13 protein-coding genes are annotated in these 16,650 nt (G+C 36.5%); 10 read left to right on the plus strand and 3 right to left on the minus strand.

Features of this window, described 5'->3' with window-relative positions:
• Positions 1–486 precede the first annotated feature (486 nt).
• The 9 genes from HNQ35_RS01420 to HNQ35_RS01460 all read left to right on the plus strand — a co-directional run bounded on the left by HNQ35_RS01420 (position 487) and on the right by HNQ35_RS01460 (position 10,493).
• Entirely contained in the window at positions 487–1,509 is a 1,023-nt protein-coding gene (locus HNQ35_RS01420) for an asparaginase (RefSeq protein ID WP_146934749.1), read from the plus strand.
• Positions 1,510–1,580: 71 nt separating this feature from the next.
• A complete protein-coding gene (locus tag HNQ35_RS01425; protein ID WP_146934745.1) occupies positions 1,581–2,300 on the plus strand; it encodes a gamma-glutamyl-gamma-aminobutyrate hydrolase family protein in 720 nt (239 codons plus the stop codon).
• A 45-nt stretch (positions 2,301–2,345) separates the two neighbouring features.
• Entirely contained in the window at positions 2,346–3,299 is a 954-nt protein-coding gene (locus tag HNQ35_RS01430; RefSeq protein WP_146934742.1) for a dipeptidase, read from the plus strand.
• 94 nt (positions 3,300–3,393) lie between these two features.
• The gene (locus tag HNQ35_RS01435) at positions 3,394–3,600 is read left to right on the plus strand and encodes an alpha/beta-type small acid-soluble spore protein (protein ID WP_146934739.1); all 207 of its coding nucleotides are present in this window, start codon (positions 3,394–3,396) and stop codon (positions 3,598–3,600) included.
• Between the two features lie 1,383 nt (positions 3,601–4,983).
• Positions 4,984–6,477 (plus strand): glycerol kinase GlpK, encoded by a 1,494-nt coding sequence (gene glpK / locus HNQ35_RS01440; RefSeq protein WP_146934736.1) that lies wholly within the window; start codon positions 4,984–4,986, stop codon positions 6,475–6,477.
• A gap of 163 nt (positions 6,478–6,640) precedes the next feature.
• On the plus strand, positions 6,641–7,675 hold the full coding sequence (gene desA, locus HNQ35_RS01445) for a Delta(5) desaturase DesA (protein ID WP_146934733.1): 1,035 nt from the start codon (positions 6,641–6,643) through the stop codon (positions 7,673–7,675).
• 87 nt (positions 7,676–7,762) lie between these two features.
• Positions 7,763–8,896 (plus strand): sensor histidine kinase, encoded by a 1,134-nt coding sequence (locus HNQ35_RS01450; protein ID WP_146934728.1) that lies wholly within the window; start codon positions 7,763–7,765, stop codon positions 8,894–8,896.
• Positions 8,897–8,915: 19 nt separating this feature from the next.
• Complete coding sequence (locus tag HNQ35_RS01455) at positions 8,916–9,521, plus strand: response regulator transcription factor (RefSeq protein ID WP_146934726.1); 606 nt, start codon at positions 8,916–8,918, stop codon at positions 9,519–9,521.
• A gap of 24 nt (positions 9,522–9,545) precedes the next feature.
• A complete protein-coding gene (locus HNQ35_RS01460) occupies positions 9,546–10,493 on the plus strand; it encodes a threonine ammonia-lyase (RefSeq protein ID WP_146935093.1) in 948 nt (315 codons plus the stop codon).
• A 303-nt stretch (positions 10,494–10,796) separates the two neighbouring features.
• Here HNQ35_RS01460 and HNQ35_RS01465 read toward each other — a convergent pair whose 3' ends face one another.
• From HNQ35_RS01465 to HNQ35_RS01475, 3 genes are all read right to left on the minus strand, one after another.
• Positions 10,797–12,494, minus strand: coding sequence for a M3 family oligoendopeptidase (locus HNQ35_RS01465; protein ID WP_146934723.1), 1,698 nt, complete (start codon positions 12,492–12,494; stop codon positions 10,797–10,799).
• Between the two features lie 135 nt (positions 12,495–12,629).
• On the minus strand, positions 12,630–14,324 hold the full coding sequence (locus tag HNQ35_RS01470) for a methyl-accepting chemotaxis protein (protein WP_146934720.1): 1,695 nt from the start codon (positions 14,322–14,324) through the stop codon (positions 12,630–12,632).
• A gap of 509 nt (positions 14,325–14,833) precedes the next feature.
• Positions 14,834–16,024 carry a dicarboxylate/amino acid:cation symporter gene (locus tag HNQ35_RS01475; protein WP_146934717.1) on the minus strand — a complete coding sequence of 397 codons (1,191 nt, stop codon included), beginning with the start codon at positions 16,022–16,024 and terminating at the stop codon, positions 14,834–14,836.
• Positions 16,025–16,259: 235 nt separating this feature from the next.
• On the opposite strand from HNQ35_RS01475, the gene HNQ35_RS01480 reads away from it, so the two are divergent.
• Entirely contained in the window at positions 16,260–16,547 is a 288-nt protein-coding gene (locus HNQ35_RS01480) for a hypothetical protein (RefSeq protein ID WP_146934714.1), read from the plus strand.
• The last annotated feature ends 103 nt before the right edge of the window (positions 16,548–16,650 follow it).

The raw sequence follows: 16,650 nt of genomic DNA on the forward strand, positions 1-16,650 counted from the left end.
TAATTTTATTATTTAGTATGAAGCGTATTTAAAAAACTATGCTTCATAAACAATTTTAGCACTATAGTAATGTTTTTACTATTAATAAATGCTGAAAGTCCTAATTATGAATCTCGGGAATTTTGTTTTGATGTGAATGGATGATCGACTAAGGAATAAATAGACCTAACCATTATAGTAATTTAAAGTCTTTTTAATCTATAAACTTCCAAGATCGTAATTGGCTGTTTTTTCATGTAGTAGTATTCTTTTTATATAAAAGATGAAGAAATATTATTGAATAAGGATTGGCAATCGTTTCTTTTAATATGTCTATGTTAGTAGCAGAGATAAACATTTTCCTTCTGATATGACTTAAGATAGCATTATTAATTCATAGATAATATCAAAAAAATATTTTCTATAAGGAGATGTTTTGCTTTTTGTAATCGATTATTGGTATAATTTACATAAATTTCACATAATGGAGTGGGGAGGAAGCACAGCATGAATCATTCAAATGCCCCTGTTCTCGTTTATCGAGGGGACTATATTGAAAGTACACACCAAATCCATATCGCTGTTATGTCAGCGAAAGGTGAATTGGTTGCTTATTACGGGAATCCACATCGGCTTACGTTTGCACGCTCATCAATGAAAGCGCTTCAAACGGTTCCAGTTGTAGAGTCGGGTGCAATGGAAGCGTATCATTTAACAGAACGTGAGTTGGCTTTATTTTGTGCTAGTCATATAGGAGAGAGATATCATCGAGATACGGTTGCCACTGTATTAAAAAAGCTTGATCTTCAGGAGACATCTTTACAATGTGGCATACATATTCCGAGACATAAAGAAAGTTACGAACAGCTTATTAAAAAAGGAGGAAAACTTACACCATTATTTAGTAATTGTTCGGGGAAACATGCGGGCATGTTAGCAGGTTGTAAAAAGCAAGGTTTTTCATTAGATACATATCGAGATGTAACGCACCCTTATCAACAGCAAATTATCGATGTTATTTCAGATGTGAGCGGGTATTCAAAAGAAAAAATAGTTACATCTGTTGATGGATGTGGTGTCCCTGTGCATCGTTTGCCACTAGATAAAGTCGCTTTATTATTTGCTCGTTTAGCTAATCCGGAAAATTGGCATACCGAAAACGAGTCACGCCAACATAGTTTAGCCAGAATTTGTCAAGCAATGGTCGATTATCCGGAAATGGTTGCTGGTACAAACCAGTTTGATACAGATTTAATGCGAGTGTTTAAAGGGCGACTTGTTGCTAAAGGGGGGGCGGAGGCTGTGCATTGCTTTGGAGATAAAGAAACAGGTCTTGGTGTAGCCATTAAAGTAGAAGATGGAAACGCAAGGGGAACACGTGTCACGGCGATGGAAGTATTAAAGCAATTAGATATTGGTGACGAGTCGATTAGAAACGAGTTAGAGCCATATGTTGAAGAAGCGGTCTTAAATGCGCGAGATGAGAAAATTGGTAAAATTGTCACGCAATTCCAGTTAAATTTTTTATAAGTTTTAATTTTTAAATAGATAATGATGTTATGAAATGTTTAAACTTCATAATAAGAATAGGGGAGATTTATATGAAGCCAATTATTGGGATTACACCATCGATGGAAGTGGACGAAACATATTATAAGGTAGCCAATGCGAATATTAAAGCGATATTAAAAGCAGGTGGTATTCCTGTTGTGTTACCATATTTTGAGGAAATGAGTGATGTGACACAAATAGTTGGTGAAATTGATGGTCTGTTAGCGACAGGCGGATATGATGTTGATCCGACATATTTTGGTGAAGAACCGCATCCGAATTTAGGAACAGTCATTCCTAAGCGTGATCATTTTGAGAAACTGATTATTGAAGAAATGCTTAAATTAGATAAACCGATTCTTGGGGTTTGTCGTGGGAGTCAAATTTTAAATGTCACAGTTGGTGGTGATATGTATCAAGATATTTATGCACAATGTCAAGATCGTGATTTATTACAACATAATCAGAAAGCACCGCTTAGTCATGGCGCCCATTATGTTGATGTCACAGAAGGTAGTTTACTACATCAAATTACCGGTCTTGAAACATTACGTGTGAATACGCGTCACCATCAAGCAAATCGAGTTGTTCGCTCACCATTAAAGGTAAGTGGTACAGCACGTGATGGAATAGTCGAAGCGATTGAAAGTAAAGAGCACCATTTTGTATTAGGTTTACAGTGGCATCCTGAAAATATGATTGCAGTGGATGATGAGGCGTCATGGAATATTTTCAAAGCGTTTATCAATGCATGCCAAAAGCGTCATTAAGCATGGACTTCTTAATAGAGATAGACAAGGGTGGTGTATAGTAATATGAAAATCATTGATGCTCATTGTGATGCTTTATATAAACTACAACTTTCTAAAAGGGGAAAGATATACGGCGTGAAGCCATTACAATTTAAAAACAGTCCTTCGTTAGATACGAATTTTAACCGTTTAAAACAAGGAAACTATATGGTACAGTTTTTCGCATTATTTTTAGAGCCTAATATCCCGACATATGAAAAATGGGACTATTTATTGGAGCAAATTGATTTATTTCATTCCGAGATTTTAGCGAATAACCCAGAGATGGTTCATATTAAAAAATGGGAAGATATCGATAAGTTAGAAGATGATCAAATCGGGGCTGTATTAACACTTGAAGGAGCAGACCCGTTCGGTAATGACTTAGTGAAGTTAAGACAGCTTTATCGTGAAGGTATTTTATCAATTGGTCTGACGTGGAATCACGCTAACCTTTGTGCTGACGGAGCCGGTGAACCACGTGGTGGTGGGTTAACTTTACTCGGTAAAGAAGTTGTTAAATTAAACAATGCACATCATGTATTTACAGATGTGTCACATTCTACAGTAAAAGGATTTTGGGATATGATTGAGTTAGCTGATTACCCAATCGCAAGTCACTCTAATGCTCGAGCAATTTGCGATCATCCGAGAAATCTATATGATGATCAAATTAAAGCGTTGTTTGAAAAAAATGGTCTTATTCATGTTGTGTTCAATCCGCCGTTTATTAAGCAGGATAGTAAAGAGGCGACAATTGCTGATTTGATCAAGCATATCGACCATTTATGTGCATTGGGTGGGGTGAAGCAAATCGGGTTTGGTTCTGATTTTGACGGAATTAGTTATTATGTTGACCAGTTGGAACATGCCGGTCAATATGAAAATTTTATTAACGAGCTATTAAAACATTACAAAGAAGATGAAGTTCGTGGATTTGCTTATCAAAACTTCCTAGATCATCGTCCAGGTCTCTAAAAAGGTTTATTTATTTTCCATGTATAAACATGCAAATTTTCCATATCGTAAGGCTGAATAGGAAACTATTCAATCCCACAAGGAGTGATCACAAATGGCACGCAGGAACAATAATAAATTACTTGTCCCTGGAGCGGAAAACGCGATCAACAACATGAAAGAAGAAATTGCTAATGAAATGAATGTTGAGCTAGGTGCCGATACAACTGCACGTGAGAACGGAAAAGTGGGCGGCGAAATGGTAAAGCGTATGATCCGAATCGCCGAAGAAACAATGGCCCAACGTAGAGGACGAAGTTAGTCTCTCGTAATGATGAGGCATAAAAAGGTGCTCCCTTTTCTGGAGCACCTTTTTAAAATGATATGGAGAAAGAGATCCAACTATCGCGTGGCTCTCTTTTTTTGAATCCACATCTAGTGTGGCTCACTACCCGTTCAGGTTACTTCCTTTTTCGCTCAACCGCATCTGGTAGAATGCTCTACTCACTACTTCATTTGCCTTTTATTGAAATTTTTAAAAAAATTAGGTGTTGCACCGCACACGAACAGCGTGATTACTGGAACTAAGTGTTGAGTAGCGAGTTTTACCCCACGTTAATCGTGTGATGATTTCAACAACATGCTGGGTAGCAATCTAAACTCTTTACATATTCCATGATTACCCGGACTAAGTGTGGCATAAGTATATCTTCATTAGCGCTAGTCTGAAATGAAATTTACGAAACAAATAAGGTAGTTTATTCTCCTTATACCACGCAAAATAAGGATTAGCAAAGTTAACTCCGCGGATCTTATGCAATTCCTTATACAATATAAAATGGCCCTCATTTACCTGAAACATAGGAATTATTAGAAGATTATTTCATCATAATGGTTGTTATGGTATACTGAAGTTACAATAGATCGGCTTCACATGAGGGATGGCGCACCATTTACCTTTTTGGGTTTCCAAGAAGGGGGTGATGCCTATGGACGAAACAATGTATTTCACCTTGTCCTTAATGGTTTCATTTGGGATGCTGGTGGCGTATATGATGTCCAATCATAACAATAAAAAATAATCCCTCATGTGCTTATAGCGAGGCTCTGAGGGATTATTTCTCTTAGCGCCACCCCTCTTGATGGGGTTCGGTCTATTGGGGACCGTTCCATGTACCAGCATGGATCGGTCTTTTATTATATTATGATTTTCTATATATAGTATACCTTAATATTATTATAAAATAAACAGATATGTTAAGTTAATAAGAACAATTTTGAATAAATACTTGTGGAATGTGGCTGTTTGAGAATACACATCCAAGTGTTATAAATCATTTCATTTGGAATGTTGGTGGCGTCTGTCCAATCATGACAATAAAAACAATCCCCTATATGCTTAGCAGACCTTAGGGTTATTAATTATCCCGCACCCGCGCGGTCCATCTTGATGGGGTTCGGTCTAGTGAAGACTGTTCCATGTTTCAGCATGGATTGGTCTTTTATTGTATGATGATTTTCTACATACAGTATATTGAATGTTTATTAAAAATAAACTTGAGGTGGGTTAGAGTAATAGTAAAATATTTATTAACTGTTCTTCAGCAAGCAAATGAAAAAATAGGGTTGGTCATGAAGGTGAATCGGCGTATAATATAAAATAGGTTAATCCAAGATAGAACGAAAATCAATGGAGGGAGTATAGATGAGTGAACAATATATATTAGCGTTGGATCAAGGAACGACGAGTTCACGAGCCATTTTGTTTAACCACCACGGAGAGATTAAAGCGGTAGCTCAACAAGAATTCGAGCAAATTTTTCCAGAGCCTGGTTGGGTTGAACATGATGCGAATGAGATTTGGACGTCGGTATTAGCTTGTATGGCTGAGGCTTTACGGATAGCAGATATTGAAGCAAAACAAGTAGCAGCAATCGGTATTACAAATCAACGAGAGACGACAGTTGTCTGGGACAAACATACAGGTAGACCGATCTACCATGCGATTGTATGGCAGTCACGACAAACAGAGCATATTTGTCAGCAATTACGTGATGCTGGCTATGAAGAAACGTTTCGGCAAAAGACTGGGTTATTATTGGATCCGTATTTTTCTGGGTCAAAGGTGAAGTGGATTTTAGACCATGTTGATGGAGCAAGGGAAAAGGCAGAAAACGGTGATCTAATGTTTGGAACAATCGATACATGGCTCGTTTATAAATTATCTGGTGGAAAAGCACATGTCACCGATTATTCAAATGCCTCTAGAACATTAATGTTTAATATTCATGACTTAAAATGGGATGATGAACTACTAAATATTTTGCAAGTGCCTCAATCAATGCTACCAGAAGTTCGCGAGTCTTCAGAAATATATGCAGAGACAGTGGATTATCATTTCTTTGGAGAACGAGTTCCAATTGCTGGGATAGCAGGTGATCAGCAAGCAGCTTTATTTGGGCAGGCTTGCTTTGAAAGTGGAATGGCAAAGAATACGTATGGTACCGGTTGCTTTATGTTAATGAATACAGGGGAGAAAGCGGTTACATCTGAACGTGGATTATTAACGACCATTGCCTGGGGTTTAAATGGAAAAGTCGAATATGCTTTAGAAGGCAGTATTTTCGTTGCTGGTTCTGCTGTACAATGGCTAAGAGACGGGATGCGCATGTTTAGAGAGGCATCAGAAAGTGAGACATATGCGACACGTGTCGACTCGGCTGAAGGTGTCTATGTTGTTCCTGCTTTTGTCGGGTTAGGAACACCGTATTGGGATAGTGAGACAAGAGGGGCTGTGTTTGGTTTAACACGTGGAACAACGAAGGAACATTTTATTCGTGCGACATTAGAAGCAATCGCTTATCAAACAAAAGATGTTCTTGATACGATGAAAGCTGATTCAGATATTCATTTAAAAGCGTTACGTGTAGATGGTGGTATGGTACAAAATGATTTTCTCATGCAGTTTCAAAGCGATATGCTTGGCGTCCAAGTGGAACGACCAGTCGTTCAGGAAACAACTGCTTTAGGAGCAGCTTATTTAGCAGGTCTTGCTGTCGGTTATTGGAAAGATAAAGAGGAAATAGGTGAACAGTGGAAAGTCGATCACATCTTTGAACCTAAAATGAATGAAAGAGAAAAGGGAAAATTATATCGTGGTTGGCTTAAGGCAGTTGAAGCGGCGCGCGTATTTAAATAGTCATAAAAGAATGTCGTGCTGGGAAACCGGTGCGACATTTTTTAATGGAATAAGCTTAATATATGTGACATTTGTCATATGAACTACTGACATTTATGACTTATTTTATCTTGTGATTTTACCTATACTAACAATGACTATCTGTTTAGGAGGAAGTCATAAGATGAAACATAAACAAAAACAAGCGCAATTGAGAAAAAGTGTGCAACCTTATGCAAAAGCAGATGTGAAATCAAGTGTTTTTCAGTTGTTGAACACTGTTGTTCCGTATATTATTCTCTGGTATTTAGCTTATAAAAGTTTGGTGATTTCTTATTGGTTAACATTACCGCTTCTAATGATTGCTGCGGGATTTTTAATACGGACGTTTATTATTTTTCATGATTGTACGCATGGATCATTTTTCAATAGTAGTAAATGGAATCGAATTGTTGGAACGTTCACAGGTGTTCTTACTCATTTTGCTTTTGAGAAATGGAAGCGAAACCATGCAATTCACCATGCAACTAGTGGTAATTTGGATAAACTTGGTACAGGGGACGTATGGATTATGACGGTCGATGAATATGTATCCGCATCAATATGGAAACGAATCGCTTATCGTTTATATCGCAATCCGTTTATTATGTTTGGATTAGGTCCATTGTATTTATACTTGATTTCAAACCGTTTTAATCGAAAAGGTGCGCATCGTCGTGAGCGTTTTAATACGTATTTAATCAATCTGTTAATTGTCCTATTATATACAATACTTATATGGTTAATTGGTTGGCAAGCATTTTTAGCGATTCAGTTGCCGATTATGTTAATTGCAGGGTCATTAGGCATTTGGCTGTTTTATGTGCAACATCAATTTGAAGATTCTTATTTTGCGACTGAAGCACAATGGGATTTCGTTAAAGCGGCAGTTGATGGTAGTTCATACTACAAATTACCAAAAATATTACAATGGTTAACTGGAAATATTGGTTTTCACCATGTTCACCATCTTAGTCCAAAAGTGCCAAATTATTATCTTGAAGATGTTCATGAAACAGTTCCACCATTACAAAAAGCAACGACAATTACATTGACGTCAAGCTTACAAGCCATTCGTTTTCGCTTATATGATGAAGATAGCCGATCATTTATAACGTTTAAAGACTTGAAAGCGATGCGAAAAAACATACCTTTAAAATCAAGTATACAAGAAAAATAAGCCTTCCTATTTGGGAGGCTTTTTAATTCTGTATGATATACACGTGATATACTGATACTATGGAAAATATGAGAAAAGGAGAATGATATGGAAAATAAAAGGCAAAATTGGTATCATATTATTCCTAAAAACACTGGTTTAAGTGCTTATGTCTGGGTCATTTTTTGTATTCTCCCATTATATTTTGTTTTTAAAACAGCATCAACAGCTGGGATTATTTTTGGAATTGTGATGGTCGTTCTGTTTTTTACAGCCTATCGATTATCATTTTTATCAAGTGGTTGGATTGCCCATGTTGCTGTTAGTGTAGAAATGGCGATTAGTATTGTAATGACGATATTATTGGGCTATGTTTATTTTTCGTTATTCCTAGCTTTTTATATCGGAAATATCCAGGAAAAACGACGTTTTATCACGTTTTATATGATCCATCTTGTCACGACTATCATTGCTGTCGGGGTTGGTTTTTTTATTCAAAGAGATATTCTCTTTTCGCAATGGCCATTTATTATCTTCAGTATTTTAGGCGTTATTCTGTTACCATTAAATATGTATAACCGTAATAAGCGTGAACGGCTTGAAGAAGAATTAAAATCAGCACGAGAAAAAATTTCAGAGCTCATCGTTTTAGAAGAAAGACACCGAATTGCTAGAGATTTACATGATACATTAGGGCAGAAGCTATCATTAATTGGACTAAAAAGCGATTTAGCGAAACGCTTGGTGGCAAAAAATCCAAAACAAGCAATTGAGGAAATAGCGGATGTTCAACAAACCGCACGCATTGCCTTAAAAGAAGTCCGTGAAATGGTATACAATATGAAGGGAGAAAAGCTTCAAGAAGAGCTGATTGGTGTTAAGCAATTATTAAAAGCCGCACGAATTGAGTGTCAGGTTGTTGGGGATGTTATATTGAAAAATACACCACTTCTTGTGGAAAACACATTGGTGATGTGTTTAAAAGAGGCGATTACAAATGTTGTAAAACATAGTCAAGCTACGTTTTGTAAAATTGGAATCGTTCATTCTCCAGAACAATGGTTGATGTGTATAGAAGATGATGGCATAGGAATCACAGAGGAAAATTTGAACCATATGAACAATGGCATTCAAGGGATGCGTGAACGGTTAGAATTTGTTAATGGAAGTTTGAAAATTGACGCAAAACAAGGAACACAATTAACGATTCAAATTCCAAATGTCATTAAACAATCAGAATAACGATAGAGGGGGCGGTAATGTGATTCGCATCGTCATTGCGGAGGATCAAACGATGTTACGTGGGGCTTTAGCTGCGCTTCTTAATTTAGAAGATGATATGGAAGTCGTCGGTCAAGCGAAAAATGGCGAAGAAGCTCTTCGTTTAGTTAGACAATTAAAACCAGATATTTGTATTATGGATATAGAAATGCCAGTCATGAGTGGTCTTGACGCTGCAGATCGTTTAAAAGACAACTCTTGTAAAGTTATTATTTTGACAACATTTGCACGTAATGGATACTTCGAACGTGCACGCCATGCAGGAGTAAGTGGCTATTTATTAAAGGATAGTCCAAGTGAAGAACTTGCCAATTCGATACGGATAATAATGGACGGAAGAAAAATTTATGCTCCTGAACTGATTGACTTAGCTTTTGATAAAGGTAATCCATTAACAGATCGTGAGCAACAAGTGATTCATTTAATTGCTGAAGGGAAAAGTACGAAAGACATCGCAAATGAACTCCATCTATCATATGGCACAGTGAGAAACTATGTATCTGTTATTTTAGATAAACTAGAAGTGAGCAATCGAATTGAAGCTGTGTCACATTATAAAGAGAAAGGCTGGTTTAAACAGTCATAATGAACGTAAGGGGGAAGCTTAATGATGTTAAAACTTGAACAAATTAAAGTAGCATATGAGACCATTCAAAGAGATATTCATCATACACCGATCATGACTTCGAAAAAGCTGTCCGAAGCATGTGAAAATCAAATGTTTTTAAAAGCAGAACATTTACAGAAAACGGGATCTTTTAAAATTCGCGGTGCGATGAATAAAGTGAAACAAGCTGTAAAAGAAGGTGCAACCTTAGTTACAGCAGCTTCATCAGGTAATCATGGTCAAGCTGTCGCCTTTACAGCAAGTCAATTACATATTCCTGCTACGATTGTTGTCCCAGAAGATGCGAATCGCAGCAAAGTAGCAGCGATTAAAGCTTATGGGGGACATGTTGAAAAATGTGGCTTTACTTCAGAAGAACGTATTCCACGGGCGAAAGCTATAGCAGAAGAAAAAGCAGGGGTCTTTATCCCACCTTATGATGACCCATTAATCATGGCAGGACAGGGCACCATCGGATTAGAAATATTAGAGCAAGTAACAGATGCTGATCTTGTCGTTGTACCTGTAGGTGGTGGTGGATTACTTTCTGGTATTTTAACAGCTATTAAAGAAACAAAGCCAAGTGTAAAAGTTATTGGTGTTGAACCGGAACTTGCTAAAGATACATATCTTTCGTTAAAAAATGGTGAAATTACCTCAATTGGTCAAACCAAAACGATTGCTGACGGTTTAAGAACGAGTCAACCAGGCGAATTAACTTTTCCGATTGTCCAAAAATATATTGATGATCTTGTACTCGTTAGCGAAGAAGAAATTCGGCAAGCGATGTTATTCGTAATGGAACGGATGAAGCAACTGATCGAACCTTCAAGTGCTGTGACAATAGCAGCGGCAATGTTTGGTCATCTACAAGTAACAAATAAAAAGATTGTCACAGTGATTTCAGGTGGCAATGTCGATATAAGCCAGTTACACGATATGATGGCATAATGACAGGCGATGTTTTGCTGTTTTTTTAGTAGTACGAGTTATTTCTGTATTCGGAATTGCTTCAGAAAGACTTTTGGTCTGGATGAGTTTTCTAGATTTTATTGCAGATTATACGAACATTTAACAAGAGAAAATTAAAAATCGTATTTGGACTGCTTTACCATGATTTGCAATGTCAATCGCTTTTTGCAGTTAACTTTATATTATTAAATGATATGATCGCATGCTTGCTATGCCGATGAAAAAAACAGCACAAACTAACTGCTTACGATAGTTTGTGCTATTCTATCACTTTTTCAGCTATTACAGCTTATCATCTTCAACTTGATCTAACCAAGCTTCAATTGACTGAATGATAGACTCAACTGTTCCTTCTTCAAATGGTGAGTCAAGTCTTGCTGATTCAACGAGGCCAAGAAATGATTTAGAGCCACCTAATTGACATAACTTAAGATAATCTTTCCACGCTTCTTCGTGATTTTCCCGTGATTTTTTCCAAAACTGAAAAGCACAAATTTGCGCTAAAGTGTAGTCAATATAGTAAAATGGAACTTGATAAATATGCCCCTGACGTTGCCATAAGCCACCTGCTTCAAGATATGGCTGACCATCATAATCACGATGTGGCATATATTTATCTTCTAATTTCCTCCATGCTGCATTTCTTTCCGCGGGCGTCCAATCTGGATTTTCATAGACGAGATGTTGAAATTCATCGACAGCAACTCCATATGGGAGGAAAGTTAGTCCACTGACTAAATGTGAGAATTTATACTTCTCTGTATCCTCTTTGAAAAACAGCTCCATCCATGGCCATGTGAAAAACTCCATACTCATGGAATGAATTTCAGCTGATTCACTAGTTGGCATTAAGTATTCTGGAACACCTAAATCGCGACTAGAATAAAATTGGAAGGCGTGTCCAGCTTCATGTGTTAATACATCGATATCATCTGATGTTCCATTAAAGTTTGAAAAAATAAATGGTGCGTTATAATCAGCGATAAACGTACAATATCCACCAGCTTCTTTTCCTTTTTTCGCGACCAAATCCATCAATTCACGTTCGAGCATAAAATTAAAGAATGCTGCTGTTTCAGGAGAAAGTTCTTCATACATTTTCTTTCCGTTTTCAATAATCCATTCAGGTGATCCTTTTGGAGTTGCATTTCCCGTTTTAAAATGATAACTTTCATCATAAAATTTAAAATCGGATACACCAATTCGTTTTGCTTGTCGTTCATATAATTTTGTGACAAGTGGCACGACGACTTCTTCAACTTGCTTACGGAAACGGGCGACCATTTCTTTATTATAATCAATCCGTGACATGCGTACATAACCGAGTTCGACGAAATTCTTGAATCCAAGCTTCTGAGCCATGTTATGACGTAATTTAACAAGCTTGTCATATATTGAATCGAATTCATGACGATGCTTTTCAAAAAACCTCGTTCTAGCATCCAATGCTTCTTTACGAATTGTGCGGTCTTCATGTTGTAAAAATGGCCCAAGTTGTGCTAATGTGTAAACTTCACCTTGGAATTCGATTTGAGCAGAAGCGACTAGCTTAGAATACTCGGATACTAATTTATTCTCCTCTTGTAATAACGGAATAATATCTGGTGAAAAAGACTTCAATTCATATTCTGCTAGCTTAAATAATTGCGTGCCCCATTTTTCTTCTAATTGATTGCGATATGGCGATTGTAGTAGTTCTTTATAAAATAACGTATTCCATTCTTGAACTTCTGGAGAAAAAGCATCCCAAAAATCACGCTCTTTTTTGTAGAATGCGTCATGAGTATCAATTGATGCTCTTACAAATGCAAGGTTACTTAGTGTTGATAACCGGTTGCGATTTTTATTGATTGCTTCTACTGCGTTCATTTGTTCTTCGACTGATGATGCCTCTTTAAATGCTTGAATGAGCTGAAGTGCTTTTTCTTTTTCAGCTTTAACATTTGGTCGTTCATAAGTATACTCTGAAAACTTTAACATAAAATGCCTCCCTTTTTTAACTATGTCACCATTCATGACCAATTGATAAATGCCTAAAAAAATATAAAAGATATAGGAAGGAGAAGAATCGTTTCTTCCTATATCTCGTATTATACCGAAAAATAAGGGCAGTGACTATATTTTAAATTGTCGGACAAGATTATTTAATTGCTCAGCTAGCTTTGCAAGCTGTGAAGCACTTCCAGCAACTTCTTCCATTGAAGTAGCTACTTCTTCGGATGATGCAGATGTTTGTTCTACACCAGCTGCTGATTGTTCAGAAATGGATGCCACTTCTTCAATTGATCTGTTCATCTCTTCAGTTCGTGATGCAAAATTTGCCAATGTGTCTGAAATCATTTCAATATTATCAGCTACTTCTGTAATGGCTTTATTAATTTGTTCAAACATTTGATGTGTATGTTGAATTTGTTTTGTTCCGTTTTCGACTTCTTGATAACTTTTCTCTAGAGATTTTGTGACGTTCTCGGATTCTAATTGAATGTTAGAAGCGATTCCCGTTATATTTGCAACTGAACTTGCGACACCTTCAGCTAACTTTCGTACTTCATCAGCCACAACGGCAAAACCTTTCCCATGCTCTCCAGCACGTGCTGCTTCGATCGCAGCATTTAAGGCGAGTAAATTTGTTTGTTCAGCAATATCTTGTGTTACTTTAACGAGTTCTGTAATCGCCTTTGTTTGTGAATCAAGTCCTCTCATCCGTTCGACAGCCTCATGAACAATTTGGTCTATTTTTTGCATTTGATCTGATGACCCTTGCATTAACTCTCGACCTTCATGTGTTAATTTTAGAACATGAGAACTAGCTTTCTTAATATGAGAACCTGTTTCATTCGCTTCTTTAGCTTGATCGGAAAACGTGTGTGTAAATGAAGAAACATGACTCGCATGATTTGCTTGTTCTTCAACACCAGAAGCGAGTTCTTGCATCGTAGAGGAAATTTGCTCTGTCCCTAATTTTACTTCATCTGCTGCTTGCATTAATTCCTCACTTTGGGCACTTACTGTTTCGGATACTTGATTCACTTCTTGCAACAGTTCACGTAATTGAGTATTCATGATATTTGTCGTTTCTATTAATTGACCCGTTTCATCACGTGTCGTAATGGTTAAATCATCATGTGTTAAGTCACCATTGGCAATAAGTTTTAAACGATCCATAACTTTTTGAACTGGGTTTGAAATTTGCCTAGAAACATATGATGCAATAACAAAGCCGACAATAATCGTAATGATAAAGGTAATAGACATGTATATAAAGGATTTTTGTCCTTCTTTCACACTTGCTTTTCCATCGGATATGATATGTTCATGTGTGACTTCTGAAAAGCCTTCTAAACGTTTCATGATTTCACGGGCAAGCTCTGTTGCTTCTCCACCTAATAAATCAATCGCTTCATCTTTTTTCTCTTCATCATATAGAAGAAAAGCTTGATTTGCGTAATCGAGCCATTGTTTCTCTACTTCAAATAATTCATCAAGTTCTTCATTTGAGAATTCAGCTCTTAACTTCTGTTCAATATCCATAATTTCTTGCGTATAATCATTAAAAAGCGTCCGATAGGATTCATCACCATATAATAAAAAGCCTCTTAAAAAACCTAGGCGTTGCGCGACATTAAATGCCATATCATGACTTGCTATGAGTGAAGGAAGATGTTTGTTAACCATGTCTTCCGTTTCCCTGTTCATTTTGTTAATGGTATTTAAATTAATGATTCCGTTAACAACAATTAAAATAAGAACAATTGAAAAAGCTAATAACAGTTTAGAACGTATTTTTTTGAAGTTAAATAAATTTTTCATTAGTTGGCACACCCCGTACGATATATTTCCAAAAGAAGTGTTTCATTGAAACGCATATTTAATATAATGAAACTTCTTTTAGAGTCAAAAGAAAAATAGCTCTATATATATTATCGGCTGTAATCATATAGAACTAAAGGCCTATTAAAGCGAAAGTGTATCGATTTTGTGAACGGGGAAACGAGTCATCTACTGGCATTTATTCTGCTAATGTGGAATGTCATAAGAGCATCGTGTCTAGAGATATCAATCAGTATTCGTATGGACTTGTATAATCGGAACTTTATCGTGAATAAGTTCGCAGCTTTATTCTTATAGTAGCCATAAGTCGAAGGTGTCAATATGAGTTCATCTGTTTCTTTTACTTCAATTAGTGTAAGATAAAGTGTTATACATGTTAATATTTACGAAGATCCGTAAATAAAGCGAAGAGATAGGCAACTATCTCTTCGCTTGCTTTCCTTTTTAGGTGGTTCATCACATATTTTAATGATTAGTATAATGATGCATTAGCTCCATTTTCTTTCCGATTCTTCAATAACAACACTTGCTGATGCATCACCAACAATATTAATCGTCGTTCGAATCATATCTAATATCCGATCAATTCCAGCGATTAATGCAATTCCTTCTAGTGGTAAATGAACAGCGGTAAGGACCATTGTCAGCATTACCATACCAGCTCCTGGAACCCCGGCCGTTCCGATTGAAGCTAGTGTTGCGATAAGTGCGACGGTTAATAACTGAGCGAGGCTAAGTTCTGTATTGAAGTATTGGGCGATAAACATAACAGCGACTCCCTGATAAATGGCTGTACCGTCCATGTTAATCGTCGCTCCAAGAGGAAGAACAAAGCTACAAGTCTCTTTAGATACACCTAAGTTCTCTTCGGTATTCTTCATCGTAATCGGAAGTGTTCCAGAGCTACTGCAAGTGCTGAAAGCAACTGAAGCGGCTGGAAAAATACCTTTGAAGAAATGTAATGGATTCATTTTACCGAGTGCTTTGACAGCTATAGAATAAATAATGAAGATATGGATCAAACTAGCAATTAACATGGCAACGATCAATTTAATCAGTGGTAATAAAACAGACAAACCATAGTTTCCAACAACAGGTGCGAGTAACCCAAATATCCCAATAGGGACAAGCGTCATGACAATGCTTGTTATTCGATACATAATCTCAGCAAAGCCGTTAAAGAAATTACGAACAGGTATCGCTTTTTCTCCAACTAAAGAGATTCCAAGACCGATAAAAATGGCAAAAAAGATGATTTGCAATATTGCTCCATCAGCAAGTGATTCGAGAGGGTTTGTTGGGATGATGTTTAAAATTGTATTCAAGATTCCATCCGAATCAGTTGATTCAATATTTGTTTCAGGCGTTTTGATGTCTGTGCCACTTCCCGGTGAAAAGACGATTCCAGATAAAATACCTATTGATATAGCGATAAAACTCGTTATTAAATAATAAGAAATTGTCTTTCCACCTAAGCGTCCTAGTTTTTTTAAGTCATTCGTACTTGACATACCAACAATAATCGTCGTTAAAATAAGAGGAACGATAATAAATTTAATAAGTCTTAAAAATAGTTCTCCAAGTGGCTCGACATAAGTTGCTTTTTCCCCGAACACAATCCCGACGATGAGTGCTAAGATAAAGGCGCCAATAATTTGCCATATAAAATTTTTTGTCATGAAAAGCCTCCTTTCAATCACATATTTTGCTTTCCTTTTATTGTCTTGATTCTCCTTTCTCTTAAATGAACAACATGCTTGTTTAAAATATATTCATTCATCATTTGATTCATTCCAGATAAACGAAATCATCTTATCACTATGTTAATATTGTTTTAATTGACTTTTATAGATCGGAAGGATAAAATTATGTAATTGAGAAGGTCTATTACATATGATTATATGAGGTGATTTGATGGTACAATCAGTGCTATTAATTGGTGCTGTCATGACAATAGTCTTAGTCTTACTTGGAATCGGCCTATTAAAAGCATCATCACGTGCTAAATATCTACCGTATTATCCAGGAATGGTTATTTTTGCGACTGGTGTCATCTTAGCAACAATCCCAACAATTGTTGGTAAAGTGACAATTTTAGGAGCAGGTCTTGGTGGCTGGGGCATTGCATTCATGTTCTCTTCATCAATTGGTTTTATTTTAACATCAATTGTTGATGCGTATACAAGTGCAGAAGCAGCATAATGGATAAAAAAAGAGCGATTAACCGCTCTTTTTTATTTTGGATCAATTGACTGAACAGTAATCATATTCACTAAAATATGGTAAACTTATTTATATATTGAAA

This window comes from Cerasibacillus quisquiliarum (assembly GCF_014202495.1).
GTDB classification, from domain to species: Bacteria; Bacillota; Bacilli; order Bacillales; family Amphibacillaceae; genus Cerasibacillus; species Cerasibacillus quisquiliarum.

Excerpts from the sequence above, each read along its gene's own strand:
- desA (WP_146934733.1), top strand. The coding sequence starts at position 6,641 with ATGAAACATAAACAAAAACAAGCGCAATTGAGAAAAAGTGTGCAACCT.
- HNQ35_RS01420 (WP_146934749.1), top strand. The coding sequence starts at position 487 with ATGAATCATTCAAATGCCCCTGTTCTCGTTTATCGAGGGGACTATATT.
- HNQ35_RS01450 (WP_146934728.1), top strand. The coding sequence starts at position 7,763 with ATGGAAAATAAAAGGCAAAATTGGTATCATATTATTCCTAAAAACACT.
- HNQ35_RS01460 (WP_146935093.1), top strand. The coding sequence starts at position 9,546 with ATGTTAAAACTTGAACAAATTAAAGTAGCATATGAGACCATTCAAAGA.
- glpK (WP_146934736.1), top strand. The coding sequence starts at position 4,984 with ATGAGTGAACAATATATATTAGCGTTGGATCAAGGAACGACGAGTTCA.
- HNQ35_RS01470 (WP_146934720.1), bottom strand. The coding sequence starts at position 14,324 with ATGAAAAATTTATTTAACTTCAAAAAAATACGTTCTAAACTGTTATTA.
- HNQ35_RS01425 (WP_146934745.1), top strand. The coding sequence starts at position 1,581 with ATGAAGCCAATTATTGGGATTACACCATCGATGGAAGTGGACGAAACA.
- HNQ35_RS01430 (WP_146934742.1), top strand. The coding sequence starts at position 2,346 with ATGAAAATCATTGATGCTCATTGTGATGCTTTATATAAACTACAACTT.
- HNQ35_RS01475 (WP_146934717.1), bottom strand. The coding sequence starts at position 16,024 with ATGACAAAAAATTTTATATGGCAAATTATTGGCGCCTTTATCTTAGCA.
- HNQ35_RS01465 (WP_146934723.1), bottom strand. The coding sequence starts at position 12,494 with ATGTTAAAGTTTTCAGAGTATACTTATGAACGACCAAATGTTAAAGCT.
- HNQ35_RS01480 (WP_146934714.1), top strand. The coding sequence starts at position 16,260 with ATGGTACAATCAGTGCTATTAATTGGTGCTGTCATGACAATAGTCTTA.
- HNQ35_RS01435 (WP_146934739.1), top strand. The coding sequence starts at position 3,394 with ATGGCACGCAGGAACAATAATAAATTACTTGTCCCTGGAGCGGAAAAC.